The organism is Glycomyces sp. NPDC048151, assembly GCF_043202775.1.
In the GTDB taxonomy this organism is placed as follows: domain Bacteria; phylum Actinomycetota; class Actinomycetes; order Mycobacteriales; family Micromonosporaceae; genus Glycomyces.
Window position 1 is genome coordinate 1 of record NZ_JBIDBB010000007.1, and the last position, 26,454, is coordinate 26,454.

The following is a 26,454-nucleotide window of genomic DNA, read 5'->3' on the forward strand; positions in this document are numbered from 1 at the left end:
AAACGCTCGGCTGGGAAACCCCAGCCGAGCGTCTTGCTAGGCTCCTGGCCGACAGCGACTAACCAGCGGTGTTGCAACCACCCCTAGAAACCGCCTGAAGCGCCGGGGGCCGTCTCGTGGACTAGAGCCGGTGCATGGGCCGGTGCCGCCGGTTGGCATGGATGAGGTCGCAATGGTCAAGCCGCCAACCGTGCCTTGTCGCACGGAACGTGAACGTCATCGCCTGGTGCGCACTGCCGTTCTCGACCATCGCGACGATCTCGGTGGCATCGCGGGTCGGGCATTTGGCGTCGACCACCCGGACTTGGCGGAACCGTGTCGGCACCCGGCGCCGCACCCTGGTGAAAGCGGTCCATCCGGCGTCGGTGGCGAGCAGCCGGGCTTCAGCGGCAGATTTGCGCCCTGTCAGCACATGCAGGAAGAAGGTCGAGTACGAAACGGCCTGGCGGGGCGAAAGTTGGGTGGGAACGTCGCTGAAGTCTTTGCGGCAGTTCATGGTTCCTCCGGAATCGATCGGTGGGTTGCCGGTCGAAGGAGAATCTATGCATCACTTTAAGTGAAGTCAACAACACCTATAGTGAAGTCCAGGTTTGAACGGTTCAGAATTTGTAGGACTTCCACGACCTGCCTCTGAAAACCGCTGCAGCGTAAGCGACACGTTCGCGCCCGTAAGCGGCGCGCCATCGCCGAACCCTACAAAAACAGAAAAGTCAGGGCCGGTCGCCGCTTTTTGCGGTGACCGGCCCCTTGTTCTCAGCCTTTGATGGCTCCAGTGAGGACTCCGGAGGTGAAGTAGCGCTGGAGGAACGGGTAGACGATGAGGATGGGGACGGTGGCGAGGACGATGACCGCCATCTGGAGGGTGACGCCGGGGGGCGGGGGCTGGTCGGGGGAGACCACTGCGCCCGGGATGGCGACGCCCGCGAGGACGTACTGCTGGAGGACCACTTGGATGGGCCACTTCTCGCTGTCGTTGATGTAGAGGAGCGCGTTGAAGTACGTGTTCCAGTAGCCCACTGCGTAGAACAGGCCCATGACCGCTAGCACGGGTTTGGAGAGCGGCAGGACGATCTGGAGGAAGATCCGCCATTCGCCTGCTCCGTCGATCCTCGCGGCTTCGATGAGTTCCTCTGGGAGGCCCTGGAAGAAGTTCCTGATGACGATCATGTTGAAGGCCGAGATGAGGCCCGGGATGATCAGCGACCAGGTCGAGTCCAGGAGACCGAGGTACTTGATGAGCATGAAGTTCGGGATGATGCCCGCGCCGAAGAACATGGTCGCCAGGACCATGATGAGGACCGCCTTGGCACCTGGGACCTGGCGAGTGCGAGCCAGGCCCCAGGCGAGCATCGAGGTCGCGGCCAGCGAGAGCAGCGTGCCGACGACGGTGATGTAGAACGAGTTCATCAGGCCCTGGGTGACGGTGCCGCCGTTGAAGATCGCCCGGTAGGCGTCCAGCGAGAACTCGGTCGGGAAGACCACTCCGGCGCGGGCTTGAGCGGGCGCGGCGAAGCTCATCGCGATGACGTACACCAGCGGGTAGATCATCGTGATCACGATCAGCACGATCACGATCGCCTTGACGGCCCTGACCCAGATCGAGGGTGGGCTCATCCACGGCGGGATGCCGGTGTGGCCCTTGGCGAGTGATGTCATCAGAAGATCCCCTCTCCGCCCATGCGCTTGGCGAGGCGGTTCGCCGAGAGCACCAGGATGGTGCCGATGACGCCCTTGAGCAGGCCCGCGGCGGTGGCGACGCCCCATTGGCCGCCGAGGACGCCGCGGAAGTAGACGAACGTGTCGAGCACCTGGGCGGCCGCGGCGCCGACCATGGGCTGTTGGAGCAGCAGTTGCTCGAAGCCGACGGTGAGGATCGACCCGATGTTGAGGATGAGCAGGAGCGTCGCCACGGGCACGAGCGCGGGCAGCGTGATGTGCCAGGTCCGCTGCCAGTGCGTCGCGCCGTCGATCGCCGCCGCCTCGTAGCGGTCCGAGGGGATGCCCGCGATGGCGGCGAAGAAGATGATCGTGCCCCAGCCGACGTCCTTCCACATGCCCTGGAGGACGACGAGGATCTTGAAGGTGTCGGCGTTCGTCATCGCGTCGAACCCCGGCATCCCCATCCCGTCGAGGATCCCGGCGACGAGTCCGCCGCCGCCCAGGACCTGCTGCCACACGGAGATGACGATGACCCAGGACAGGAAGTGCGGCAGGTAGACCACGGTCTGGACGAAGCGCTTGACGCGGTCGGAGATGAGCGAGTTGAGCAGGAGCGCGAGGGCGATGGGGGCCGGGAACGCGAAGACCAGCTGCAACACCGCGATGATGAGCGTGTTGCGCAGGGCCTGCAGGATCTCGGGGTCGGTCCAGATCGCGTTGAAGTTGGCCATGCCGACCCACGGCGAGCCCTCGATGCCGCGGAACGGCGAGTAGTCCTGGAACGCGATGACGTTGCCGAGCATCGGCACGTACGCGAACACCAGGAAGAACAGCGCCCCGGGGACGATGAACGTGTAGGACCAGCGTTCGCGCCAGATGCGTTGGCGCAGTGTGGTCTTGCGCTTGGGCGCGGGCGGCCCCGCGACCCGCTCGGTGCGGGTCGCGGGGCCGGCCTTCTCGGCGGTGACGCTCACTTGCCGGCGTCCTTGAGGGCCTGGGTGTACTCGTCCTTGACCTGCGTGCCGCCCTGCGACATGTAGTTGGAGGCGAACGACTCCAGGTCGTCGACGCTCTCGCGGCCGGTGATGACGCCGTTCTCGAAGTCGGTCCACAGCTGCTTCAGCTGGGCGCCCTTGGTGACGAACGTCTGCGAGGCGGCTTCGAGGCCTTCGAGCGGCCGCGCGATCGACTTCTGGGCCATGGACTCCATGACGGTGACGAAGGAGTCGGCCCATGGTGCGGCGTTGGGGTGGATGCGGTAGGAGTTGTCGCCGGAGGAGACGCCCACGTACTGCACGCCGAGCTCGGTGATGTTGTCCATGTTCGTGACGGGCATGCCGAACTCGTCGAATTCGAAGTGGCGTCCCTGCTGGCCGGAGCCGATGAAGAGGGCTTCTTCCGAGCCGAACGGGGCCGAGAAGTAGTCGAGGACGTTGAGGATCTCGGTGAGCCGGTCCTCGTCCTCGGCCGCGGCGGCGGAGACGCAGGTCGACTTGCCGTAGGGGATGTTGCGGACGACGAGCTGGTCGGAGCCGTCGAAGCCGGGCATGTCGAAGAAGTCGTACTTCGCGCCCGGCAGGTCGGCCTCCCACTGGGACAGGCCGGTCGCGCCGATCGCAGCGCCGACGGCGTCGTAGCGCAGGGCCGCGCCGGAGACGATGTCGGTCGGGGTGGGGGACATGGAGACCGGGTCGAAGATGCCCTCGGCCCAGGCCCGCGCGAGCCATTCGAGCATGGCCTTGTAGTTCTCGGTCTGGGTGATGTGGACGAGGTCGCCGTCGCCGTTGAGCTGCCATTCGGGGCCGGTCTTGAACAGCCGCTGGAACATCGAGGCGGTGCCGGGGTGGGCGTCGTACTTGTTGAGCCCGTAGACCTTCTGGCCGCCGGGGCCGGTGCCGAGCGCCGACACCTCCTTGAGCATGGTGAACAGCTCGTCGGCGTCCTTGGGGGCGCGGCCGATCGAGGTCTGGTCGACCAGGTCGGTGCGCATCGTGGGCAGGTTGGTGAGCGCCCAGACGATCGAGGGGATCTGGTAGATGCGGCCGTCCTTGAGGCTGGCCTGCCAGATCTCCTCCTTGCGGGCGGCGAGGTTGGGCCACTTGAGGATGTTGTCGCCCGAGAGCGTCTCGGAGAGGTCGGCGAACGCGCCGTCGCGGATGCCCTGGAGGTTGACCGCGGACTGGTCGTTGACGAACACCAGGTCCGGGACCTCGCCGGAGGCGAGCATCGTCGCGAACTTCTGGTCGAACACCGGCTGGGGCACGAACTGCGGCTCGAAGCTCACGCCGAGGCGCTCGTTGAGCTCCTGCCAGTACGGGTTCTCGTCCAGGGGCTTGGACGGGTCGCCCCAGGTGAGCTGGAAGCTGGTGACGGTGCCGCCGGAGCCGGGCTCGCGCTCCACCGACTTGAAGTACTCCTTGGGGTACTCGGTGTAGACGTTCTCCATGCCGTCGGTCTCAGTCGCGTAGTACGGCTGGACGTCGAGGTCGGGGGCGGGCTGGTACGTGGGCATGTCGTAGTCGCCGCCCGCCGCGCCGCCCGCGTTCTCGGAGCATCCGGCTGCGGTGGTGCCGACCGCGGCTGCTGCTCCGGCCGCACCGACGGCGCCGAGGAACTTGCGGCGGTTGAATTCGACCATGAGGGGCCTCCTTAAATCAACGTTGATACAGGGGTGAGGGATGTGGCTGCTGTGAAGGTTATGGCGGCGACCGGGAGGGATGGCCTGCCGGGTCTTGTTCCAGGTCGCCGGGGAGATAACGGTATCACTGGGCATGGAAATCAGTCAATGCTTCGTGTCCCGGATTCTCGGTTCCCGGTGAGTTGTGTTTACTTGCGCCGCAACGTATTAGCAGGATGATGCCAATTCGTTGCCGTCTGGATGCTGGTTCGGCGAGGTCGCCGCTGGTCGCAAATCGAATGGATAACGGTTTCTATCAGGCCTGTCTTTCGAGGGTCGTCGGGTCCACGCGGTGGAGGAGCGGTTCGCCCGCGGCGTACCGCTCGGCGTCCTCGACCATGAACAGGCCCATGCGGGACAGCTCGTTGCCGTGCGAGCCGGCGACGTGCGGGGTGAGGAAGACGTTCGGGAGGTCGTAGAGCGGGGAGTGCGCGGGGAGCGGCTCGGGGTGGGTGACGTCGATGACCGCGGCGAGGCGGCCGCTGAGCACTTCTGCGGTGAGCGCGTCGGTGTCGACGAGGCGGCCGCGCGCGGTGTTGACCACGACGGTGCCGTCGCGCATGAGCGCCAGGCGGTCGGCGTTGATGAGGTGCTCGGTCTCGGGGAGGTCGGGGGCGTGGACGCTGACGATGTCGGCGCGGGCCGCGAGGTCGTCGAGCGCGACGAGCTCGGCGCCGAGCGCGGTCGCCTCGGCCTCGTCCACGTACGGGTCGGCGAGCAGGACGGTGAAGTCGAAGGGCCGCAGGAGTTCCGCGACGCGCCGCCCGATCTTGGAGGCGCCGACGAGGCCGATGGTGCGGCCGAAGTTGCCGACCTCGGGGTGGACGTAGCCCAGGGTGAAGGTGCGCTCCTTGCGGAAGTCCTCGCGGAGCTGGAAGATGCCCTTGCCCGCCAGGAGGATCGCGGCGAGCGTGTACTCGGCCACGGGCAGGGCGTTCGCGCCCGAGGAGCTGGAGACGGCCAGGCCCCGCTCCCAGCCGGCCTTGCCGATGATCCATTTGACGGTGCCCGCGGCGTGCAGCACCGCCTTGAGCTTGGGTGCTTCGGCGAGGACGTCGTCGGCCAGGAGCGGTGCGCCCCAGGAGGAGACGACCACCTCGGCTTCGGCGAGCGCGGCCTTCGCGGCGGGGTCGGTGTAGTCCCGGGCGATGAACTCGGGGTCGAAGTCGAGCACGGCCGACAGGCGCCGCATGAGCGGCTCGGGGAAGAGCTGGTGGAGGAACACGGGGTCCATGGCCAGGAGTGCGCGAGGTCGTGGTGCCACTCGGGGTCCTTCGGGGTCGCCGGATAGATATCGGTTTCTAAGTTAGATCTCAGATCGCGGTTTGTCGAGACCTCCGCATCGACCAATCTCCATCACTTGACGCCGACGGGCCCGGAGATGGCTTTGATCTTCCTGGTAGACAACGTTATAGAAAGAAATAACGATTCGGTAACCGGCCGTGGCCGGGTCTCGGGCGCGCTCGGATCGAAGAGATAGCGTTATCTGCCAGAGCCTTGATTCTCGCTTCCGCAGCGGTTAGGGTCCGCATTGACGGATTCCCATATCCAGCTGCCCCGCCCCTGAGAAAGGACGCCTGCAATGACGCAAGTCGGGCAACGAAAGCGGCCGCGCCTCACCGCGCTCACCGCCGCGCTGACCGCGGGGATAGCGGCGGTCGCCGCCGTCCCCCAAGCGGCGCAAGCCGAAACGTCCTACGACGACCTGCTCACCGCCAACGTCGTCGCGATCCACGAGACCGTGAGCGACGCCGGATTCGTGCACCCCGGCGTGGGCCTCACCGCCGACGACCTCCGCAACGCCCAGGAGATGGTCCGCTCCGGTCAGGAGCCCTGGGCCTCCTACTTCGACGCGATGACGCAGGTCCGGCCCTGGGCCGCCGCCGGTTACACCGTCGACAACATGGTGCGCGGCAGACCCGACGTCCCCGTCACCGACACGTTCACCCAGGGCGGCATGCGCAACCGCCTCACCCGCGACTCCTTCGGCGTCCTCACCCAGGCGCTACTGTGGACGATGACCGGCGACGAGGTGTACCGCAAGGGCGCGATCATGGGCCTGCGCACCTGGTCGAACATGAAGCCCGACGGGTACGCGTACTTCCCCGACGCGCACATCCACACCGGCAAGCCGCTCTCGCAGTTCCTCATGGCCGCCGAGATCATCCGCGCCACCGACCCGCTCGCCGACGACACCCCCGGCACGCAGGACGGCTACAGCGTCGCATGGACCGCCGCCGACGACGAGAAGCTCCTCGGGAACTTCGCGAACCCGATCGTCGACGTCTTCAACTTCTCCAACGAGAAGTGGATGAACCAGCACAACTTCGGCCTCTACGGCCGCATCGCCACCGCGATCTACGCCGACGACGCCGCGGGCTACGCCGAAGGCGTCGAGTGGTTCACCGTCAACTCGACGTTCGATAACTACATCAACGGCTCCCTCGCCGAGCAGATCCAGGTCATCGCCGCCGACGACCCGCTCAACCCGTACGGCGAGGAGTTCACGCAGCTGCGCGAGATGGGCCGCGACCAGGCCCACGCCGAATGCAACATCGACAACTTCGCCGCCCTCGCGCGCTTCCTCGACGTGCAGGGCACCAGGATCGACCCCGTCGACGGCACCGTCTCCACCGCCGACGACGCCGTCACCGCCTACGGCTTCCTCGGCAACCGCCTCCTCGAAGGCGCCGACGCCTTCGCGGGCTTCATGATGGGCCAGCACACCCCCTGGGTCGACGAGCGCGAGACCGGCGGAACCATCTCCCAGGCCTACCGCGGCCGGATCTTCAACGCCCTCTCCGAGCTGTACTACCAGTACACGTACAAGGAAGGCGTCGACGTCGCCGCCGAGGCCCCGAACCTCGCCCTCCTCCACGAGCGCATGGACGGGCCGTTCTACAACTACGGCACCGGCGTCCAGAACTTCTGGGCCCCGGGCGACAAGAGCATCGAGTACTGGGTCGCGTTCCCGCCCGAACTCGCCGGAACCCAGCCCACCACTGTGGAGGACACGGCGCTCACCTTCGGCCACTACGCCATCCCGCTCGACGACGGCACCGAGATCATCACCGAAGGCGGCACGACCTTCGCCCGCGCCACCGCCGACGAGGACGGCACCACCAGCGTCGTCTCCCGCATCATGTTCCCCGGCGGCAGCCGCATGGGCGTGCTCGTGCGCACCGACGGCCCCGCCGTCCTCGAAGTCCTCGACAAGGAGGAGGCCGACCCCCGCAACGAGGACGAGACCGACCCCAAGACCATGGCCCGCATCGAACTGCCCGACACGCAAGGCGAATGGCGGTACGTCACCTACCCCGCGGGCGGGCTCAACACCCACTTCTACCGCGTCAGCGGCGACGGCGCGCACGTCGACCTCGACGCCCTCATGTTCAACGCCCAGACCCAGCTGACCCCGCCCGCGTTCGAGCAGACCCGCGACCGCTACTACCTGTGGCCCAACGCGACCTCCACCTTCGAACTCGGCGCGGCCGACGCCGGCGGCGCACCCGCCTACACCGCCGCCGACCTGCCCCGGGGCGCGACCCTCGACGCCGCCACGGGCACCGTCACCTGGAAGCCGACACGGCACGACCAGGGCTCCAACGAGATCCAGATCGTCGCCGACGACGGCCAGGCCGTCGCCGCCCGCACCTTCGACCTCTACGTCGCCAAGAACAAGCCCAAGATGATCGACGCCGCCGTCGCCGACGGCACCGAGGAGGGCGCGGTCTACACCACCGCCACCCGCGAGCCCTACGACGCCGCGCTCGCCGCCGCCGAGCAGGCCGCCGGGGAGGGCACCGACGCCGAGTTCCGCACCGCGTTCGAGGCCCTGATCGAAGCGATCGAAGCGCTCGAACTGCTCAACCCGCACCTCGCGGACGGCTCGCTCGACTACACCGACGCCGTCGCCCCCGTGGGCATCAGCACCGGAGCGGTCGACGCGCTCGCCGACGGCGACAGCACCAGCCACGCCGGGGACCTCCGCACCGCGTCGTTCACCCTCGACTTCGGCACCCAGTACCGGGTCGCGGCCGACGAATTCGGCTTCCAGGCCCGCTACTCGTTCCCGATGCGCTCGCAGGGCACCAACGTGTACGGCTCCAACGACGGCAGCAGCTGGACGCTCCTCACCGAACGCGAGACCGCCGAGACCAACGACATGGAGACCATCCCGGTCGTCGCCGAACAGCGCGGCAAGGAGTTCCGCTACCTGAAGATCCAGGTCGACAACCCGGGCATCCCGATCGACCCGGCCTACCCGGGCATCTGGTCCATCGGCGAGTTCCGCGTCTTCGGCGAACGCTCCGAAGTCCCCGGCGACATCACCGACGTCTCCGTCGCCTCATCTGACGCCTTGGCGGGCAAGGTCACCAGCGGCGACGCCGTCACCGTGACGTTCACCAGCGCCAAGCCGATCACCGATGTCGCCGTCACGATCGGCGGCCAGGAGCTCGCGGCGACCAGCGCGGACTCCCTGTCCTGGACGGCCACCGGCACCCTCGCCGAGATCACTGGCGGCGGGATCCTCGACGTCGCGATCGAACACACCACAGAGGACGGCACAGCCGCCGCCGCGATCCACGGCACCACCGACGGCACCGCCCTCTACGGCACCGACGAACGCGACCTCGTCGACCTCGCCGCAGCCCAGGTCGTCAAAGCCGACGGCACCGCCGACACCGCCAAGGCCGCCCACGCCGCGCTGATGCTCGACGGCAACCCCGCCACCTTCAGCGACGTGGCCGCCGTCGACGGCCGGTTCTACCTGATCTGGGACTTCGGCGCCGACAACCAGGTCACCGCCGAACGCTTCGACCTCCTTGCCCGCCAGGACAACAACGGCCTGGTCCGCATGGACGACCTCGTCCTGCAAGGCTCGAACGACCTCCAGAACTGGACCACCCTGACCGACCCGTCCTTCAAGACGCTCTCGTGGCAGAACCTCCCGGCCGACGACGCCGAGAGCTACCGCTACCTGCGCATCGCCAACGGCGCCCTCATCGACATCGCCGAACTCCGCCTCCACGGCACCCTCGGCTAGCGACCGTCCACCACAGCGAAGGGCGGCCGGAGTTCCGACTCCGGCCGCCCTTTCCCGCTAGATTCGGGTGAACCGATCAGGAGGTGGTGCGGTGGGCGTCATCGGAATCGGACTCGCGACCGTCGCGGTCCTCTGCAAGCTCTACTTCGACGTGCGGGCCGTGCAAGCCGACGACGACAAGGCGCACGGCGGCCACCCGCTCGCCCTCGCCCTGATGGCCACCGGCGGCCTCACGGTCATCGCAGGCGTCGCACTCGTCCTCACCGACCCCTGGGGCAACGCCGACGCCGCCACCATCGCCGCCGTCCTCGGCGGCCCCGCGCTCTTCCTCCTCGGCGACCTGGCCGCCCGGCGCGCGGCCAGCGGACGCGTCGCGGTCTCACGGATCCTGGCGCTCGCGTCCCTCGCCGTGATCGCGCTCATCGCCTTCGCACTGCCCGCGCTGGTGCTCGCCGCCCTCGCCCTCGCGGTGCTCCTGCTGCTCCTGCTCGCCGCCTCGGGCTGGTTCCGGCTCCCGTCGATGAGCGTCAACGACTAGTGTTCAGCCGCATCGCCGGCTCCTCCGAGACGCTGAACCCGAGCTCCTCGTACAGCCCCCTGCCCTGCTCGGACGCGAGCAGCTCCAGCACCTGCACGCTCTGGTCGGCGAACCAGTCCAGGAGCGCCGTCGTGCACAAGCGGCTGTAGCCGCGCTTGCGCCACTGCTCGTCGGTGACCACGTTGAAGATCCACCCGTACCGCCCCGACGGGTTCACCGGGTTCGGCAGCCGCTCGCTGATCACCCCGGTCGCGCAAGCCGCCAGCCGCCCCGAGCCGTCCGGGGCCTCCACCACGGTGACGGCCATGCTCGGCTTCGGCTCGTCGAGGCGGCGGTGCAGGATCGCGGCCGTCTCGGCCTTCCATCCCGTGTCGCCCATGTCGAACCAGGGCGCGAGCATCACTTCGCGGAGGCGGATGATCTCGTCGATGTCGCCGAGGTCGGCGTGGCGTGCGTTCGTCATGCCGGGAGCTTACGGCCGCGCCCCCGCCTCCGCCCACCCCTTTCGCGGGTACCGCTGGCGCGCAGAACGTGCCATGATGTGGTCTATGTCCCACCGCCCCAAGGACCTCAGTCCCGAGCAGCTCCGTTTCCGGCCGCAGGGGCCCGTGCGCTGGCTGTCGCCGCGCACGCTCCTGGACACGAGCATGCGGTTCGGGCTCGCGCGGGTCTTCGGCGGCTATGTGGACAAGCGCGAGATCATCGGCGGCCGCCCGCAGGGCGTGTACAACCACGCCGACACCGACGAGCTGTGGATCGACTACGTCGCGGACGTCGGCGACGGTTTCAACGCCACCTATTCGGTCGCGTACCTGCTCGCGCAGGACCACATCGAGGTCGGCGGGGAGCGGCTGCCGCGCGGCTCGGTGCTCGTCATGGGCGGCGACGAGGTGTACCCGGCGGGGGACTGGCTCGAGTACGAGCAGCGGATGAAGGGCCCGTACGAGGCGGCGAACCCGTCGCATCCGGTGTCGCTGTACGCGATCCCGGGGAACCACGACTGGTTCGACGGTCTGACGGCGTTCGCGCGGCAGTTCACCGAGGGCCGGTCGGTGGGCGGGTACAAGACCGCGCAGAAGCGGTCCTATTTCGCGTTGGAGCTGCCGCACCGGTGGTGGCTGTTCGCGGTGGACGCCCAGTTCGACACGCACCTGGACCAGACGCAGATCGAGTACTTCCGGCACGCGGCGGAGCGGATGCGCGAGGGCGACCAGGTGATCCTGTGCGTGCCGCAGCCGTCGTGGCTGTGGACGGAGGACGATCCGCGCTCGTTCGACCGGATCGACCACTTCATCAGGGACGTGGTGGTGCCGCGCGGGGCCCGCGTGCCGCTCGTCCTCACCGGGGACCGGCACCACTACGCGCACTACGAGGAGGTCGACGGCTCGCGGCACCTGGTGACGGCCGGGGGCGGCGGGGCGTACCTGTCGCCGACGCACACCCTCCCCGACGACCTGACGGCGCCGCGCAAGTCGGTGCCCGAACCCGATGCGCGCGAACGGGACTACCGGCTCACGAAGGAGTACCCGTCGAAGGCGAAGTCGATGGGGTACGCGTTCGGGATCTTCGCGCGGCTGCCGTGGCTGAACCGGGGGTTCGTCGCCCTCATGGCGGTCGTGGGCCTCATCGCGACGGTGTCCATCCTGGAGGGAACGGGCACGTTCGTGGCGGTCACGGCGGTGCTCCTCGGCGCGGGCGTCGGCTTCGCCCACCCGGGGCAGGGGCGCCGCACCTCGCGGCACTACGTGCTCGGCGGCCTGCACGGCTTCGTGCAGGTGGCCCTGTGGTGGGGCGGGGCGCAGGTCATCACGATGTTCGACGACGTGAGCCTGTGGACCTACCTCGCGTACCTGCCCGTGGCGGGGCTCGTCGGGACCTGGCTCGTGGGCCTGTACCTGGTGGTCGCGAACCGCTTGGGTGTCAACGCGAACGAGCTGTTCGCGGGCATGAGCGTCATCGACCAGAAGTGCTTCCTGCGGATCAGGGTCGGCGCGGACGGCGCCACCGTGTACCCGGTCGGCCTCGACCGGGTGGGCCGCCGCTGGGTCGCCGACCCGGACGGGGACGCCAGGGCGTCGTGGATCAAGCCCGTCGACCCGCTCAAGCCGCGACTGATCGAGCCCGGTTTCGCGGCCCTGCACCCGGGGCCGCGCCGCTCCGAGCTGCCGCCGCAGCACCCGGTGCGCCGCCTCGTCGCCCAGGCGGGCGAGTGGTTCGGCGTCCGCGACTGACCGCTACTCGCGCCCGTCCCGGCCGAACTCGGGTTCGGGTGGCGTCTCCATGGTCGCGTCCGGACCGTGCCCGCCGCGGCCCATGAGCCGGTGCAGGGCCGGGCTGAAGACCGCCAGGACCACCGAGGTGAGGATCGCGAGCCCGGCGAGGATGTAGAAGAACGCGGCCTCGCCCACGCGCGGGACGAGGAACGCGAACGCCTGGCCGCCCAGCGGCGTGCCCACGGCCGGGCCGAGGAACCACACGCCCATCATCTGGCCCTTGAGGTTCGGCGGCGCGAGCTGCGTCGTCACGCTCAGGCCCACGGGCGACACGCACAGCTCGCCGAACGTGAGCAGCAGGTACACCCAGGCCATCCACCCGAGCCCGACGAGCACGCCGTCGTCGGCGCGGGTCTGCAGCCAGCCCAGGAACACGTACGAGAAGCCCACGAGGAACACGCCGATCGCGAACTTGTACGCCGTCCCGAACCGGGTCCCGGCCTTGAGCCAGATGACGCCGAAGATCGGCGAGAAGACGAGGATGAAGATCGAGTTGAAGTTCTGCACCCCGCCCGCGGGCAGGTGGAAGCCCCACGAGTCGAGGTCCACCGAGTTCGCGGCGAACGCGGTGAGCACCGAGCCCATCTGCAGGTACAGCATCCAGAACACGACCGACGCGATGAACAGCCCCACGTAGGCGCGCAGCCCGGCCTTCTCGGCGGGCGTGATGTCCTTGGCCTCGCCGAAGATGTACACGAAGTACCAGACGGCGGCCGCGATCGACAGGCCCGTCACCACCGTGGGCACTGTCGCGAGCGTGAGCGTCCCGGTCCACGCCCAGATCGCGATCGCGATGGCGGCGATGACGACCGAGACGAGCAGGATCCGCTTGGTCTTCTTCTTCTCGGCCGCGCTGAGCGGGCGGGCCGGGCCGATCCCGGCGTGCGTCAGGCGCGGCCAGCCCCGCACGTACCAGAGCAGGCCGAAGGCCATGCCGACGGCGGCGGCGCCGAAGCCGAGGTGCCAGCGGTCGTCCCCTGCCAGGTACGGGGTGATGAGGATGCCGAGGAACGCGCCGAGGTTGATGCCCATGTAGAACACGGAGAACCCGGCGTCGCGGCGCGCGTCGGTGTCGTCGTCGTAGAGCTTGCCGACCATCACCGAGATGTTCGGCTTCAAGAGGCCCGAGCCGGCCACGACCAGGAACAGGCCGAAGAACACCGTCGCCGGGTTCGAGACGGGGATGGCCATGGAGATGTGCCCGGCCATGATGATGATGCCGCCGATGAGGACGCCGCGCCGCGGCCCCAGGATCCGGTCGGCCAGCCACCCGCCGGGCAGCGCCGTCAGGTACACCAGGCCCGAGTACAGCGACGCGATCGGGACGGCCACGGTGTCGGAGAGCCCGAGGCCGTTCTGCGCGGTGTCGGCGACGAGGAACGTGAGCAGGATGCCCTGCAGGCCGTAGAAGCTGAACCGCTCCCACATCTCGGTCCCGAAAAGGACGGCCAGGCCGCGGGGATGCCCGAAGAAGGTCTTCTCGCGGCCGACGGGTCGCGTCTCGCGGTGGGACATCGGCGCTCCCAAAGTGGTCGGCTGACCGGCGCGACGTGCGCCGATACCTGCGTACGCTAGTGGCTCGCGCACCGCCAGGCAGGCGAACGCGCGAACGTGTCATCCCCGAACGGATGCGTTGCAGCCGTTTGTCTGATATGCGCCTTTCGCTGGTCTACGATCCGGCCTATGAGCGACGATCCATACTGGAACTCCGGCCAGGGCGAGCCCTCCGGCCGCTTCTCCGGCGGCGACCCCCTCGTGACCGACACCTTTGAAGGCTGGTGGCACGCCTCCATGGACGTCGTCCAGCGCTCCTGGCGCACCGTCGGACTCATCCTCCTCATCGGCGTCGTCCTGCCCCGCTGGATCCTCGGCGCCTACAACAACACCGTCCGCACCCCCGACATCGAAGTGACCGACACCGACTGGGGCACCATCGTCCGCGCGATGAGCCCCAGCGCCGCCGTCGCCGTCATCGGCGCGATCCTCACCCTCGCCGTCCTCTACGTCTCCGGCTCCGCCGCCCTCGCCGCCGTCCGCACCGCCGCCGCCGAAGCCGCAGGCGGGTTCCTCGCCCTCGGCGAGGCCTTCTCCTTCGGGTTCAAACGCGGCGGCAGGTTCTTCCTGTGGCTCCTGCTCGCCTGGCTCACCATCGCCGCCGGCCTCGTCCTGTGCGTCCTGCCCGGCCTGTGGGCGATCTTCGCGCTCAGCCTCATGGCCCCCGCCGCCGTCTTCGAAGCCCGCCGCAGCCCCTACGCCCGCTCCATCCAGCTCACGCACTCCGCGTTCTGGGCCGCCCTGGGCCGCATCTGCATCGTCGTCCTCGTCGCCTTCGCCGCCAACCTCGTCATCGGCCTCGTCGGCGTCCTCCTCGCCGGGATCTGGCACGGCCTCTTCGCGCCCTGGCTCGCCGCCGCCTTCACCATCCTCACCGAAGCGGTCATGGCCCTGCTCCTGCTCGTGCCCATGATCTGGATCCTCGCCGCGTCCCTGTGCACCTACGCCTGGCTGCGCGGCCGCGCCGAATCCGTCTCCGCCACCTCCCTCTCCGCCGAGGCCGCGGGCGTCGCCGTCGACCCGGCCGACCCCGGCGAGCCCGGACATCCCATGCCGAACGAGTAGCAAGACGCGGCGAGGCCCGGGCTCCGGCCCGGGCCTCTTGCTTTTCACCACGTGTTCCGCGCCCCGGATTGGCACTCTCAAGGCGAGAGTGCTATACCTGGAGCTGGCACTCGCACCTGGCGAGTGCTAACGCGATGAGGTGGTCGAGCCTGAACAGGTTCACCGTCGCGGGAATGCCGCCTCAGCGTCGACCACGAACGTTATCCGAAAGGAAGCCATCGACCATGGCGAAGATGATCGCATTCGACGAGGAGGCTCGCCGCGGGCTCGAACGAGGCATGAACACCCTCGCCGAAGCCGTCAAGGTGACCCTCGGCCCGAAGGGCCGCAACGTGGTGCTCGACAAGAAGTGGGGCGCCCCGACGATCACCAACGACGGTGTCTCCGTCGCCAAGGAGATCGAGCTCGAGGACCCGTACGAGCGCATCGGCGCCGAACTGGTCAAGGAAGTCGCCAAGAAGACCGACGACGTCGCCGGTGACGGCACCACCACCGCCACCGTCCTCGCCCAGGCCCTCGTCAAGGAAGGCCTCCGCGCGGTCGCCGCCGGCGCCAACCCGATCGCCATCAAGAAGGGCATCGAGAAGGCCGTCGCCGCCGTCGTCGAGCACCTCCAGTCCACCTCCACCGAGGTCGAGACCGAGGAGCAGATCGCCTCCACCGCCTCGATCTCCGCCGGTGACGTCACCGTCGGCGCCATCATCGCCGAGGCGATGGAGAAGGTCGGCAAGGAAGGCGTCATCACCGTCGAGGAGTCGAACACCTTCGGCCTCGACCTCGAGCTCACCGAGGGCATGCGCTTCGACAAGGGCTACCTGTCCGGTTACTTCGTGACCGACCAGGACCGCATGGAGGCCGTGCTCGAGGACCCGTACATCCTCGTCGCCAACCAGAAGATCTCCGCGGTCAAGGACCTCCTCCCGACCCTGGAGAAGGTCACCCAGACCGGCAAGCCGCTCCTCATCATCGCCGAGGACGTGGACGGCGAAGCCCTCCCGACCCTCGTCGTCAACAAGATCCGCGGCATCTTCAAGTCGGCCGCCGTCAAGGCCCCCGGCTTCGGCGACCGCCGCAAGGCCATGCTCGGCGACATCGCGATCCTCACCGGCGGCCAGGTCATCTCCGAGGAGATCGGCCTCAAGCTCGAGAACACCGACCTGTCCCTCCTCGGCCAGGCCCGCAAGGTCGTCATCACCAAGGACGACACCATCATCGTCGACGGCGGCGGCGAGGAAGACGCGATCCAGGGCCGGATCAACCAGATCCGCGCCGAGATCGACAACTCCGACTCCGACTACGACCGCGAGAAGCTGCAGGAGCGCCTCGCGCGCCTCGCCGGCGGCGTCGCCGTCATCAAGGTCGGCGCGGCCACCGAGGTCGAGCTCAAGGAGCGCAAGCACCGCGTCGAAGACGCCGTGCGCAACGCCAAGGCTGCCGTCGAAGAGGGCATCCTCGCCGGCGGCGGCACCGCGCTGGCCCAGGCCGGCGCGATCGCCTTCGACAAGATCGAGGCCGACGGCGACGAGGCGACCGGTGTCGAGATCGTGCGCCGCTCGCTCGGCGCCCCGCTGCGCGCCATCGCCGAGAACGCCGGCCTCGAAGGCGGCGTCGTGGTGGAGAAGGTCCGCGACCTGCCCACCGGCCACGGCCTGAACGCCGCGACCGGCGAGTACGTGGACATGCTCGCCGCGGGCATCCCCGACCCGACCAAGGTCACCCGCTCGGCGCTGCAGAACGCCGCGTCGATCGCCGCGCTCTTCCTCACCACCGAGGCCGTCGTCGCCGACGCCCCGGAGAAGGAGTCCGCCGGCGGCGCGCCCGACATGGGCGGCATGGGCGGCATGATGTAAGCAGCCCTTCAGGGTTGCTCGCTCAGGCCGACTGAGTTCAGCGAGGGAGGACCGCTCATTGTATTGTGAGTGGTTCTCCCTTTCTCTGTACTGGCCTCCAGTGCAGACGGCGTAGTCCGCTGCGCGAGCGCGGCATACCGCCCCCTCCAGGGACGGTATGCCGTGTCTGCCGTGCGCTCACTCTTTCGGGTGACAATTCTCCTTACGACGGTAAGAACCGGGGTTTTCTGTCGTACCCCCGCGAGACGCTTATATCGGGGTCGCCCCCCTGGGAGGGCGGGGGACTGCCCGGGGAGCGATCGGGGCCCGGAACGCCTGCGCGCCAGCGCATTCCGGCCCTTCACAGACCGTCCCCGCCGGGCTACCCTGGGGCCGTGCCCCCCGCGCCCCGCTCCGAGCAACGCCTCGCGGCCGCCGTCTTCTTCGCGGCCGCGCTCCTCGGCCTGGGCGCCTCCGCGTTCCTCGCCGGGATCGTCGCCGAAAGCCGCTCGCCCGAGCCCGGCGACCCCGAGCCGCCCGCCGCCGCGCCCCCCGCCTACCGCGAGGACGGCCCCGCCCTCCTCGTCTGCACCGACGACGCCGAGGACTTCGCCGAACGCAACGACGACGCCGACCTCCGCCGCGTCGAGAACGAACGCCTCTACGAGGACTGCCTCGCCAGCGGCCACCGCGACCTCGCCTCCGCGATCGCCGCCGCCGCGCCCGGCGACCGCATCCTCGTCCTCCCCGGCCGCTACCCGACCGCATCCACGATCACCGTCGACGGCCTCACCGGCCTCCAGATCGAAGGGCTCGGCAACACCCCCGACGACGTCCTCGTCACCGCCGACTTCAACGCCGACACCGTGTTCGCCGCCCGCGAAGCCGACGGCCTCCACCTCAGCGGCATCGCCTTCGGCCAGGCCCGCGCGACCGGCCTCCAGCTCACCGCCACCACCGGCGCCACCCTCGACAACGTCGCCGCGACCCACAGCGGCGGCGACGGCATCCGCATCGCCGACTCCTCCGCCGTGGCGCTCACCGGCTGCCGCGCCGACACCGCCGACACCGCCGGGATCGCCCTCCAGAACGTCGACGGCCTCGTCAGCGGCTGCGACGCCTCCGGGAACCTCGTCGGCCTCCTCGCCTCCGGCGGCGACACCCTCGAACTCGACGGGAACCGCCTGCACGGCAACACCACCGGCCTCGCCATCACCGGCACCGCCCCCGGCCACGAGGTGCGCGCCACCGCGAACCTCGTCTACGGCAACAACACCGACCACTACGCGCGGCTCGGCACCCGCGCCTGCGACGCCGACCCCGCCGACCGCGACTGGGCCCAGACCCTCTGCCCCGGCCGCACCTTCCCCTCCGGCGTCGGCATCCTCGTCGCCGACGGCACCGGCGTCGAAGTCGCCGGCAACCGGCTCTGGAACCAGCAGACCGCCGCCATCGCCGCCTGGGGCACCGCCGGACTCGACGGCAGCGGCGACCGCAACCGCTTCGAGGACAACGCCTTCGGCGTCCGCGAGGACGGCCAGCGCCAACGCAACCGCCTCGACCTGTGGTGGGACGGCGTCGGCGCCGGGAACTGCTTCGCCGAGCCCGGCTCCTTCCGGACCCTCCCCGCCTCCCTGCCCGACTGCGACGGGGCCAACACGCCGTCCCGGCTCGTCGGCGACCCGCTGCGGGCCTTCAAGGTCGGGCACTGCGGCATCGGCGACACGGCGGCCGGGGTCCCGGAGGGCTGCGACTGGTTCGGGGCGCGGTTCACCGACCGGCTCGAGTTCCAGGCCGCCGTCGTCTTCGCCGCCGGGCTGCTGTTCCTCACGGGCGCGGGCTGGCTCGCGGCCGCGCGTGCCGAACACCCGCCGCGCGCGGGCCGGATGACGTTCTCCGCGTTGGCGACCGGGTCCGGCGGCCTGCTGCTGGTGCTCGCGGTCTGGTCGGGCCGGGCGGACTACGAGGCGCTCGCGGTCGGCCTGTGGGGCGTCGGCTGGCTGCTGGCGGGTCGGTCCTGGCGGCAGTGCGGGATGGTGTTCTTCGGGCTGTTCACGAGTCTCATCGGGGCGGCGGCGGTCCTGGACGCGGTCGACCGGGCGGTGTGGACGATCCCGTTCGTGCCGGTGTCCCCGGCCTGGTTCTGGCTCGCGCTCCTGCCTTTGTGGACGTTGATCGCGCTGGGCATGGCGTTCGGTCCGCGCCGCCGGGAGGAGGAGCCGCCCCCGGTGGAGCGCACGCCGGTGACGGCGCCGTCGCACGACCGCTTCGACTGGTGACGCTCGGTCGCGTACTGTTGCTCCATGACTTGGACCTGGAAGCTCGAAGACGCCGAAGGCAACGCGATCGACACCCCCGACAGCGACCTGGGCAGCCAGGGCGACGCGGAGTCGTGGCTGGGCGAGCGGTGGCGCGAGTTCGCCGACCAGGGCGCGACGGCCGCGATCCTCGTCGAGGACGGCCGCCAGGTCTACCGCATGGACCTCACTCCCGCCGAGGAGTAGCGCGGCAGTGGGCCGCCTCTCGCGTGTCGCCGCGCGGGGCCGGGCCGTAATAGGCTGGGCGGCGTGACCGACGGCTCCCTCACTCTGACCGCGACCCGCGCCAAGGCCGGGCTCGACGCCCGGCGCGGCATCGTGCGCCTCCATCCCGAGGCCCTGACCGCGCTGGGCCTGCGTCCCGGCGACGCCGTGGAGCTGACGGGGCGGCGCACGACGGCCGCGATCGCGCTTGCCGCCGACCGGTACGCGTCGCGGCGGGCGCTGTACGCCGACGACCTGACGCTGGGGAACATCGGTGCGCGCGACGGGGACCCGGTGCGATTGAGCCCCGTGGGACTGGCGGCGGCCGACCGGGTGGTGCTGTCGGGCCCCGCTTCGGCGGTGGCCGTGGTCGACCCTGACACGCTGCGGCTGGCGCTCCTGTCGAAGGTCGTGGGCGAGGGCGACGACGTGTCGCTCCTGCCGATCGAGCTGGGGGACGCGCAGCGCGAGATCGTCTCGGCGACGCGCCGCACGCTGAACAACACGCTTGGGATCGGCTGGACCACCATGGTGCTCAACGTGGTCGAGGCCAGCCCGGCGAGCGCGGCCATGATCACCTCGGACACGCGCGTGGAGTGGGAGTCCGACGTCCCCGCCTCCATCGACATCCCGCTCGAGTCCGGCCGGGTCGCGAACCTCGGCCGCGCCCGCGCGCCGATGCCCGCGTCCTATTCCGGCGGGGAGGCCGCCGCGGCCCGCCCGCGCACCGAGCCGCGCGAGGCCGTGCGCGCGCAGCCCGCTGCCCAGCCCGGGATCGCGCCGATCCCCTACGAGGAGCTGGCCGGGGCGCGGATCCCCGCCGAGGAGCTGCGCGAGCTGCTCGACCTCGGGTTCAACCACCGCGAGGTCCTGAAGGTCGTGGGCACGGACATGGCGCTCGGCGTCCTCGTCTCGGGCCCGTCGGGCGCGGGCAAGGCCACCGTGGCCCGATCCGTGGCGGCCGCCGTCGGCGCGCGCGTCAGCGAGGTCTCGGGCCACGACCTGGCCGCCCTGGAGGCGAACGCGGCCGCCGACCAGCTGCGTGCCGCTGTCGCGGCCCTCGCCGTCCCGGGCGTCCTGCTCGTGCGCGGGGTCGAGGCGATCGCCCCGGCCGGGAAGCGGACCCCGTTGGGCACCATGTTCGCCCGTCTCGTCGACGAGGTCCTGGCGGAGGCGGGCGAGCACGCGGTGGTGTGCACGACCGCGCGCGTCGAGGACGTCGACGCAGGCCTGCGCGGGAAGCTCGAGCACGAGGTCGTGGTGCCGATGCCGGACGCCGACGCCCGCCGCGACCTCCTCGTCTACTTCACGCGCGGCATGAAGGTCGCCGAGGACGTGAAGCTGGAGCAGGTGGCGCACCGCGCCCCCGGCTATGTCGCGTCCGACCTGGCCGTCATGGTCCGCGAGGCCGGTGTCCGCGCCGCGATGCGCGCCAAGGGCGGCGGCGCGACGGCGCTGCAGACCGCCGACTTCGACGGCGCGCTCGAATCGGTGCGGCCCACGAGCATGTCCGGCGACTCGGTCGAGCTCGGCGGGCTCACGCTCGCCGACGTGGGCGGCATGGAGGACCTGAAGCAGACGCTCACCGAGACGGTGCTGTGGCCGCTGACGTACCCGGACGCGTTCACGCGCCTGGGCATCGAGGCCCCGCGCGGCATCCTCCTCTATGGACCTCCCGGGTGCGGGAAGACCTACATCGTGCGGGCGGTCGCGGGCGAGGGGCACGCGAACGTGCTCAGCGTCAAGGGATCCGAGCTGCTCAACAAGTGGGTGGGCGAGTCCGAGAAGAACGTGCGCGAGCTGTTCCGCCGGGCCCGCCAGGCCAGCCCGACCTTGATGTTCTTCGACGAGCTGGACGCCCTCGCGCCCGTGCGCGGGGCCGGGACCGACGGCGGCACCGCCGACCGGGTCGTCGCCGCCCTGCTCACCGAGCTGGACGGCGCGGAGTCGCTGCGCGACGTCGTCGTCGTGGGCGCGACGAACCGGCCCGACATGATCGACCCGGCGCTGCTGCGGCCCGGCCGCCTCGAACGCCTTGTGTACGTGCCGCCGCCGGACTCGCAGGGCCGCGCCGACATCCTGCGCGCCAACGCCAAGAACGTCCCGTTCGCCGACGACGTGAATCTCGACGAGGTCGCCGACGAGCTGTGGCTGTACTCCGCCGCCGACTGCGCCGCGCTGGTGCGCGAGGCCGCCCTGACGGCGATGCGCGAGTCCCTGGACGCGAGCATCGTCACCGCTTCCCATGTGGCGCAGGCGATGGAGCGCGTCCGCCCCAGCCTCGACCCCGAGCAGCTCGAGTATCTGGAGAGCTACGCCGGCAACCGCGAAGGCTGAACCTCCACAAGAGACTGACTGGTTCGCGTCCCGTTTGCCCGGAGTTGGTGCGCCCGTTACCGAAGCGGACTAGCCTGCCCGATGGCGTGCCGCACCGGCCGCCGGGAGGGAACCCCATGCGACTGACGCGACTGCTGCCCGCGAAGCTGCGCCGCAGGCTCCGCGCCGCGCTCCCCGACCGCGCCGCCCACGGGCCGCTCCCGGCGTCCTCGGAGTTCCTGCACGTCATCGCCACCCGGCACGGCATCGGCGTGTTCGACGAGCAGTGGTTCGCGTACCGGCAGCTCCTGCTCGAGCAGCTGACCCTCGCCTCGCTCGACGCGCAGTCGCACCGCGACTTCGTGTGGCTCATCGCGATCGACCGCGAGATGCCGCCGGTCGCCCGCGCGCGCCTCGACGCGCTCGCCGCGTCCCGCCCCTGGATCCGCCTCGCCGAGACCGAGCTCAAACGCGACTTCGTGCCCGACCTCGTCGCCTGGACCCGGGAGGAGGCCCGCGCGCGCGGCAAGGGCTGGGCCCTGACCACGCGCCTGGACGACGACGACGCGGTCCACCGCGACCTCGTCGGCAAGCTCCACGAGACCGCCGCCGCCTACCTCGCCGAAGGCAGCGCCGCGCCCGCGATCCTCTCGCCCACCTTGGGCTGCAACTGGGTCCCGGCCGAGGCCGCCGGTCACCGCACCTACCACCACAGCCCGTCGATCGGCCTCAGCCTCCTGGAACCGGCGTCGCGGGCGCTGAGCGTCTACCGCCGCAACCATTCGACGCTCGCGCAGAAGCTCGTGCCCGCCGGCGTCAGCGTCCGCCACATCGACGGCGACACCATGTGGTGGCTCTACGCCCACACGGGCCTGTCGGACCAGCAGCGCGAAGGCTCCGAGCGGATGTCCAAAGTGGCTGACCATCCGAACGCGGTGACGTTCGACGCCGACGCGCTCGCCCAGTTCGGCATCACCCCGGAGGGCCTGCGGCTGCTCAAGCGCACGCCCGAGCCCGAGCCGCACGAGACGCTGCACCTGCTCAACCGGCGCGGCCTCGACGTCGAGCAGGAGATCCACGACCTCCGGGAAGCCATGTCCCGCAAGGGCGACGGCGACGCGGTGCTGCGCGAGAAGATCGCGAGGCTCCACGCCGAACGCCGCCGCATGCACGAGCGGCTGATCCGCTAGCGCTTCTTCTGGTAGACGTTCTCCTCGTACACGAACCGGTACCCGACCGATTCGTTGATGGCGATCATGTGCTCGTTGGAGACGGCGTTCCCGGTCCACACGTACTTCATGCGGGGCCGCCACGCGCGCACGGCCCGCTGGTTCGCGATCTTGAGGAGCGTGCCGAGGCGGTGGCCCCGGAAGCGCGGGTCGACGATCGTGTCGCCCTGCTGGCAGTGCTCCTCCGCGCCGCCCCCGATCACGATCTCGGTGAGCCCGGCGATGTCGCCGCTCTCCTTGTGCACGGCCGCGACCTGGAGGTGCAGTTCGCCGCGCAGGCGGCGCATGTCGGACCAGAGCTTGATGCGGCCGCGGTCGATCTCGGCCTCCTGGAGGTCCCACTCGCCCAGCGGCATGTCGGTGTACATGCGGGCGTGCATGTAGGCGATGCCGTCGATGAGCTCCTCAGGAGGCAGTCCCGTGAAGGGCACCAGTTCGAAGCCCCCGGCCTTCTCCGAGGCCGCGTCCCAGAGCGCGTCGAGGGCGTCCTCGTCCACGGCGTCGAGGTCGACGGCGCGGACCGCGCCCTGCAGGGACCGCTTGTAGCCCTTGGCGATCGCGAACTCGGCGCCTGTCGTGCTGATCTCCGGCGCGCCCGGGCCCGGCTCCGGCAGCCACGATGAGAGCGTGCTCCGGCCCTCCTCGGCTGCGCGTTCCTCCAAGTGGCGCAACAGCGCCGAGCCGACGCCGCGGCGGCGCTCGGCGGGATGGACGCCCATGTCGAAGTGCGCCGCGTGGGTGTTGTCGAGCTGCGGCATCACGAGGAAGAGGTGCCCGAGGACCTTGCCGTCGCACACCGCGAGCCAGCGTTCGACCAGGGCGTCCTCGCGTCCGGCCGCCATCGAGGCGAGGGCGTGCGCGGCGTTGAACGGCCGGGCGCCGGGGCGGTCGCGCGCGTCGACGGCCTCGAGGAGCGCTAGGTACGAGCGGATCTGGGCCTGGTTGCCGGGGTCGAGCGGCACGATGTCGAAATGCGTCATGGCCAGAGTCTGGCGCAGGGGTCCGACGCAGGCAAGCCCATTGGGGCCGGGCATTTCACTGAAAGCGGCACGGAAAGGTTTGGGGGAGCGGCAATCCGGGCATAACGGTTGCGAAGACCGCAGGCAGGGAAGAGGATTGGTCGGGAGACCGCAGTTCCTGACACCGGCTGGCGCTGCTCGACACGTTCTAGCCCCAGGACTCGCAGTCAACCGGGTGAGTGGCGACAGGACGGCTGCGGCCTCCCGCAAGAAGAATTCTTGCTTATTCAGTGAATAGGGTCAAGACCCGACGGACGATCAATTTCTGTCGGGTACCCGACACACCACTTCACAACGGTCACACTGAGTGATAATTTTGGGAGTTCGGAAAGCGTTTTACAAGTCCACTTTCCAAAACTCCCCGCTCTACTCAGGACTCCAGAAGTCCCGCTTCCTTAGCCGCCTTCAATGAAGGCTTCACCGTGTGCGTGGGCCCCACCAGCGACGACACCGCGTCGAGCGTTTTCAGCCCTTCACCGGTGTTGTAAATGACGGTCTCGGCCTCAGGATCCAACTGTCCCGACTCCAGGAGCTTACGGAGCGTAGCGACGACCACGCCGCCGGCCGTTTCAGCGAACACACCGGTGGTCGCGGCGAGCAACCGCACCCCCTCGCGGATCTCGTCGTCGGTCACCTTCGCCATGCCGCCGCCCGTCGACCGGCACGCCTCGATCGCATACGGGCCCGCCGCCGGGTCGCCGATGTTGAGGCTCTTGGCGATGCCCGTGGGCTTCACCGGCGTGATCACGTCGGTGCCCTCGGCGTACGCGTCCGCGATCGGGCTGCACCCGGCCGACTGCGCGCCGAACACTCGGACCTTGCCCGGCTCGACCAGGCCGATCTCCGCGGCCTCCTCGAACGCCTTGTGGATCTTCGTCAACAGCTCGCCCGAGGCCATCGGCACCACGACCTGCTCCGGCAGCCGCCAGCCGAGCTGCTCGGCCACCTCGTACCCGAGCGTCTTCGAACCCTCGGCGTAGTACGGGCGGATGTTGACGTTCACGAACGCCGTCGTCTCGAAGTCGTCAGTCTCCGTCAGCTCCGAGCACAGCCGGTTCACGTCGTCGTACGAGCCCTGCACCGCGACCAGCTTGCCGCCGTAGATCGCCGACTGCACGATCTTCCCCGGCTCCAGGTCGTGCGGGATGAACACGATCGACGGGACGCCCGCGCGGGCGGCGTGCGCGGCCACCGAGTTCGCCAGGTTCCCCGTCGAGGCGCACGCGAAGCGGTCGAAGCCGAGCTTCTTCGCGGCCGAGACCGCGGTCGACACCACGCGGTCCTTGAACGAGTGGGTGGGGTTCGCCGAGTCGTCCTTCACCCAGAGCTGGCGCATGCCCAGGGCCTTCGCGAGGTTCTTCGCGTCGATGAGCGGGGTCAGGCCCGGGTTCAGGCTCACCCGGTCCTCGGGGTCGACGCCGACGGGCAGCAGCGGCGCGTACCGCCAGATGTTCTGCGGACCGGCCTCGATCTGCTCGCGCGTGACCTTCGCCAGCGCCGCCTGGTCGTAGTCGACCTCGAGCGGCCCGAAACACTGCCAACAGGCGTGCTGGGCCACGAGCTCATAGGTGGCGCCGCAGTTACGGCAGATCAGACCCTTGGCCGGGCTGTCTTTGAAGAGTGCATTGGACATACGAGAAGGCTCCTCCCTCATCTTCCCCGCGCAGCGGGCCGGAATTGGCACCTGCCGCCTCGCCGCGATGGGCGGGTCGGTGGTTGCCGCAGCGTCACAGGGCCGGACCCCTCAGCTGCTCTGGATGAAGTACGAGGCGAATGCTACGGGTGTTTCGACCGAACCCGCAACCGCTGTTCCAAGTTTCGAGATGGGTTCGCAATCCCACCGGTCCGATCGGTGAGCTGCTCCACGCCTGGTCAAGGGCGGCACAGAGCGACGCGCGGCGCCCGCGCGTTGTCGTTGATCGGTCAGCTACCGGGCCCGGCGCGTCGCCATCCACACGGCCCGCGCGTCGGCCGTCCCGGCCACGTCGTGCACCCGCACGCCCCACGCGCCCGCCTCGAACGCCATGACCGACGTCGCCAGCGTCGCCGCCTCCCGCGCCCCCACCGGGCGCGGCTTCCCGCTCTCGTCCTCCAGGAGCTTCCCCAGGTACGACTTGCGCGAGGACCCGAACAGCACCGGGAACCCCAGGCCCACGAACTCGTCGAGGTGCGCCGACAGCCGCCAGTTGTGCTCAGGGGACTTCGCGAAGCCCAGCCCCGGGTCGAGGATCAGCTTCGAACGGTCCACACCGGAGTCCAGGGCCGCCTCGATCCGGTCCTCCAGCTCGGCCTTGACGTCGGCGACGACGTTCTCGTAGTGCTGCAGCCGCTGCATGTCCGCGGAGTGCCCGCGCCAGTGCATGAGCACCCACCGCACGCCCGTGTCCGCGACGACCCGCGCCATGTCGGGGTCGGCCAGGCCGCCCGACACGTCGTTCACGACGCTCGCACCCGCGCCGATCGCCGCCGCCGCGACCGCCGCCCGGGTCGTGTCGATCGAGACCGCAAGGCCCCGTTCGGACAAGGCCGCGACCACGTCGACCACGCGCGCGATCTCCGTCGCCGGGTCCACCCGGTCCGCGCCGGGCCGCGTCGACTCCCCGCCCACGTCGATGAGGTCCGCGCCCTCGGCGCCCATCTGCTCGCCGTGCGCCACCGCGTCGGTGAAGTCGAGGTAGCGTCCGCCGTCGGAGAACGAGTCGGGGGTGACATTGAGGACACCCATG

19 protein-coding genes and 1 riboswitch are annotated in these 26,454 nt (G+C 69.8%); of the genes, 9 read left to right on the top strand and 10 right to left on the bottom strand.

Features of this window, described 5'->3' with window-relative positions; all coding sequences use genetic code 11:
- Positions 1 to 121: 121 nt before the first annotated feature.
- The 5 genes from ACGGCP_RS17455 to ACGGCP_RS17475 all read right to left on the bottom strand — a co-directional run bounded on the left by ACGGCP_RS17455 (position 122) and on the right by ACGGCP_RS17475 (position 5,600).
- Entirely contained in the window at positions 122 to 496 is a 375-nt protein-coding gene (locus ACGGCP_RS17455) for a hypothetical protein (RefSeq protein WP_392967296.1), read from the bottom strand.
- Between the two features lie 257 nt (positions 497 to 753).
- Positions 754 to 1,656: a carbohydrate ABC transporter permease gene (locus ACGGCP_RS17460; protein WP_392967298.1), complete on the bottom strand. Its 903-nt coding sequence runs from the start codon at positions 1,654 to 1,656 to the stop codon at positions 754 to 756.
- Complete coding sequence (locus ACGGCP_RS17465) at positions 1,656 to 2,633, bottom strand: ABC transporter permease (RefSeq protein ID WP_392967300.1); 978 nt, start codon at positions 2,631 to 2,633, stop codon at positions 1,656 to 1,658. Before ACGGCP_RS17465 ends, ACGGCP_RS17460 begins: the two co-directional genes overlap by 1 nt.
- Entirely contained in the window at positions 2,630 to 4,297 is a 1,668-nt protein-coding gene (locus ACGGCP_RS17470; RefSeq protein WP_392967302.1) for a twin-arginine translocation signal domain-containing protein, read from the bottom strand. The genes ACGGCP_RS17465 and ACGGCP_RS17470 overlap by 4 nt, the downstream gene beginning before the upstream one ends.
- A 295-nt stretch (positions 4,298 to 4,592) precedes the next feature.
- Complete coding sequence (locus ACGGCP_RS17475; protein WP_392967304.1) at positions 4,593 to 5,600, bottom strand: hydroxyacid dehydrogenase; 1,008 nt, start codon at positions 5,598 to 5,600, stop codon at positions 4,593 to 4,595.
- Positions 5,601 to 5,918: 318 nt separating this feature from the next.
- Here ACGGCP_RS17475 and ACGGCP_RS17480 point away from each other — a divergent pair, with 318 nt between their 5' ends.
- Both ACGGCP_RS17480 and ACGGCP_RS17485 read left to right on the top strand, forming a co-directional pair.
- Positions 5,919 to 9,383, top strand: coding sequence for a putative Ig domain-containing protein (locus ACGGCP_RS17480; RefSeq protein ID WP_392967306.1), 3,465 nt, complete (start codon positions 5,919 to 5,921; stop codon positions 9,381 to 9,383).
- A 91-nt stretch (positions 9,384 to 9,474) separates the two neighbouring features.
- On the top strand, positions 9,475 to 9,921 hold the full coding sequence (locus ACGGCP_RS17485; protein WP_392967308.1) for a low temperature requirement protein A: 447 nt from the start codon (positions 9,475 to 9,477) through the stop codon (positions 9,919 to 9,921).
- Here the strand turns inward: ACGGCP_RS17485 and ACGGCP_RS17490 are convergent.
- Positions 9,911 to 10,384, bottom strand: coding sequence for a GNAT family N-acetyltransferase (locus ACGGCP_RS17490; protein WP_392967310.1), 474 nt, complete (start codon positions 10,382 to 10,384; stop codon positions 9,911 to 9,913). The genes ACGGCP_RS17485 and ACGGCP_RS17490 overlap by 11 nt on opposite strands.
- 85 nt (positions 10,385 to 10,469) lie before the next feature.
- Here ACGGCP_RS17490 and ACGGCP_RS17495 point away from each other — a divergent pair, with 85 nt between their 5' ends.
- Complete coding sequence (locus ACGGCP_RS17495) at positions 10,470 to 12,152, top strand: metallophosphoesterase (RefSeq protein WP_392967312.1); 1,683 nt, start codon at positions 10,470 to 10,472, stop codon at positions 12,150 to 12,152.
- Positions 12,153 to 12,155: 3 nt separating this feature from the next.
- Here the strand turns inward: ACGGCP_RS17495 and ACGGCP_RS17500 are convergent, their stop codons facing one another.
- Entirely contained in the window at positions 12,156 to 13,709 is a 1,554-nt protein-coding gene (locus ACGGCP_RS17500; RefSeq protein WP_392967314.1) for a peptide MFS transporter, read from the bottom strand.
- A gap of 168 nt (positions 13,710 to 13,877) precedes the next feature.
- On the opposite strand from ACGGCP_RS17500, the gene ACGGCP_RS17505 reads away from it, so the two are divergent.
- The 6 genes from ACGGCP_RS17505 (at position 13,878) to ACGGCP_RS17530 (ending at position 22,670) form a co-directional block, all read left to right on the top strand.
- Positions 13,878 to 14,813: a hypothetical protein gene (locus ACGGCP_RS17505; RefSeq protein WP_392967316.1), complete on the top strand. Its 936-nt coding sequence runs from the start codon at positions 13,878 to 13,880 to the stop codon at positions 14,811 to 14,813.
- A 224-nt stretch (positions 14,814 to 15,037) separates the two neighbouring features.
- Positions 15,038 to 16,663, top strand: coding sequence for a chaperonin GroEL (gene groL / locus ACGGCP_RS17510; RefSeq protein ID WP_392967317.1), 1,626 nt, complete (start codon positions 15,038 to 15,040; stop codon positions 16,661 to 16,663).
- Positions 16,664 to 17,037: 374 nt separating this feature from the next.
- On the top strand, positions 17,038 to 18,921 hold the full coding sequence (locus tag ACGGCP_RS17515) for a right-handed parallel beta-helix repeat-containing protein (RefSeq protein ID WP_392967319.1): 1,884 nt from the start codon (positions 17,038 to 17,040) through the stop codon (positions 18,919 to 18,921).
- Between the two features lie 24 nt (positions 18,922 to 18,945).
- Positions 18,946 to 19,146: a hypothetical protein gene (locus ACGGCP_RS17520; protein WP_392967321.1), complete on the top strand. Its 201-nt coding sequence runs from the start codon at positions 18,946 to 18,948 to the stop codon at positions 19,144 to 19,146.
- A gap of 63 nt (positions 19,147 to 19,209) precedes the next feature.
- A complete protein-coding gene (locus tag ACGGCP_RS17525; protein WP_392967323.1) occupies positions 19,210 to 21,501 on the top strand; it encodes an AAA family ATPase in 2,292 nt (763 codons plus the stop codon).
- A 116-nt stretch (positions 21,502 to 21,617) separates the two neighbouring features.
- Entirely contained in the window at positions 21,618 to 22,670 is a 1,053-nt protein-coding gene (locus ACGGCP_RS17530; protein ID WP_392967325.1) for a glycosyltransferase, read from the top strand.
- Here the strand turns inward: ACGGCP_RS17530 and ACGGCP_RS17535 are convergent.
- The 3 genes from ACGGCP_RS17535 to folP all read right to left on the bottom strand — a co-directional run bounded on the left by ACGGCP_RS17535 (position 22,667) and on the right by folP (position 26,453).
- Positions 22,667 to 23,689, bottom strand: coding sequence for a GNAT family N-acetyltransferase (locus ACGGCP_RS17535; protein ID WP_392967327.1), 1,023 nt, complete (start codon positions 23,687 to 23,689; stop codon positions 22,667 to 22,669). The genes ACGGCP_RS17530 and ACGGCP_RS17535 overlap by 4 nt on opposite strands.
- Before the next feature lie 409 nt (positions 23,690 to 24,098).
- Complete coding sequence (gene thrC, locus ACGGCP_RS17540; protein ID WP_392967329.1) at positions 24,099 to 25,361, bottom strand: threonine synthase; 1,263 nt, start codon at positions 25,359 to 25,361, stop codon at positions 24,099 to 24,101.
- Positions 25,362 to 25,375: 14 nt separating this feature from the next.
- Positions 25,376 to 25,492, bottom strand: a riboswitch (SAM riboswitch).
- Between the two features lie 163 nt (positions 25,493 to 25,655).
- Positions 25,656 to 26,453 carry a dihydropteroate synthase gene (folP, locus tag ACGGCP_RS17545; RefSeq protein ID WP_392968023.1) on the bottom strand — a complete coding sequence of 266 codons (798 nt, stop codon included), beginning with the start codon at positions 26,451 to 26,453 and terminating at the stop codon, positions 25,656 to 25,658.
- Position 26,454 lies beyond the last annotated feature (1 nt).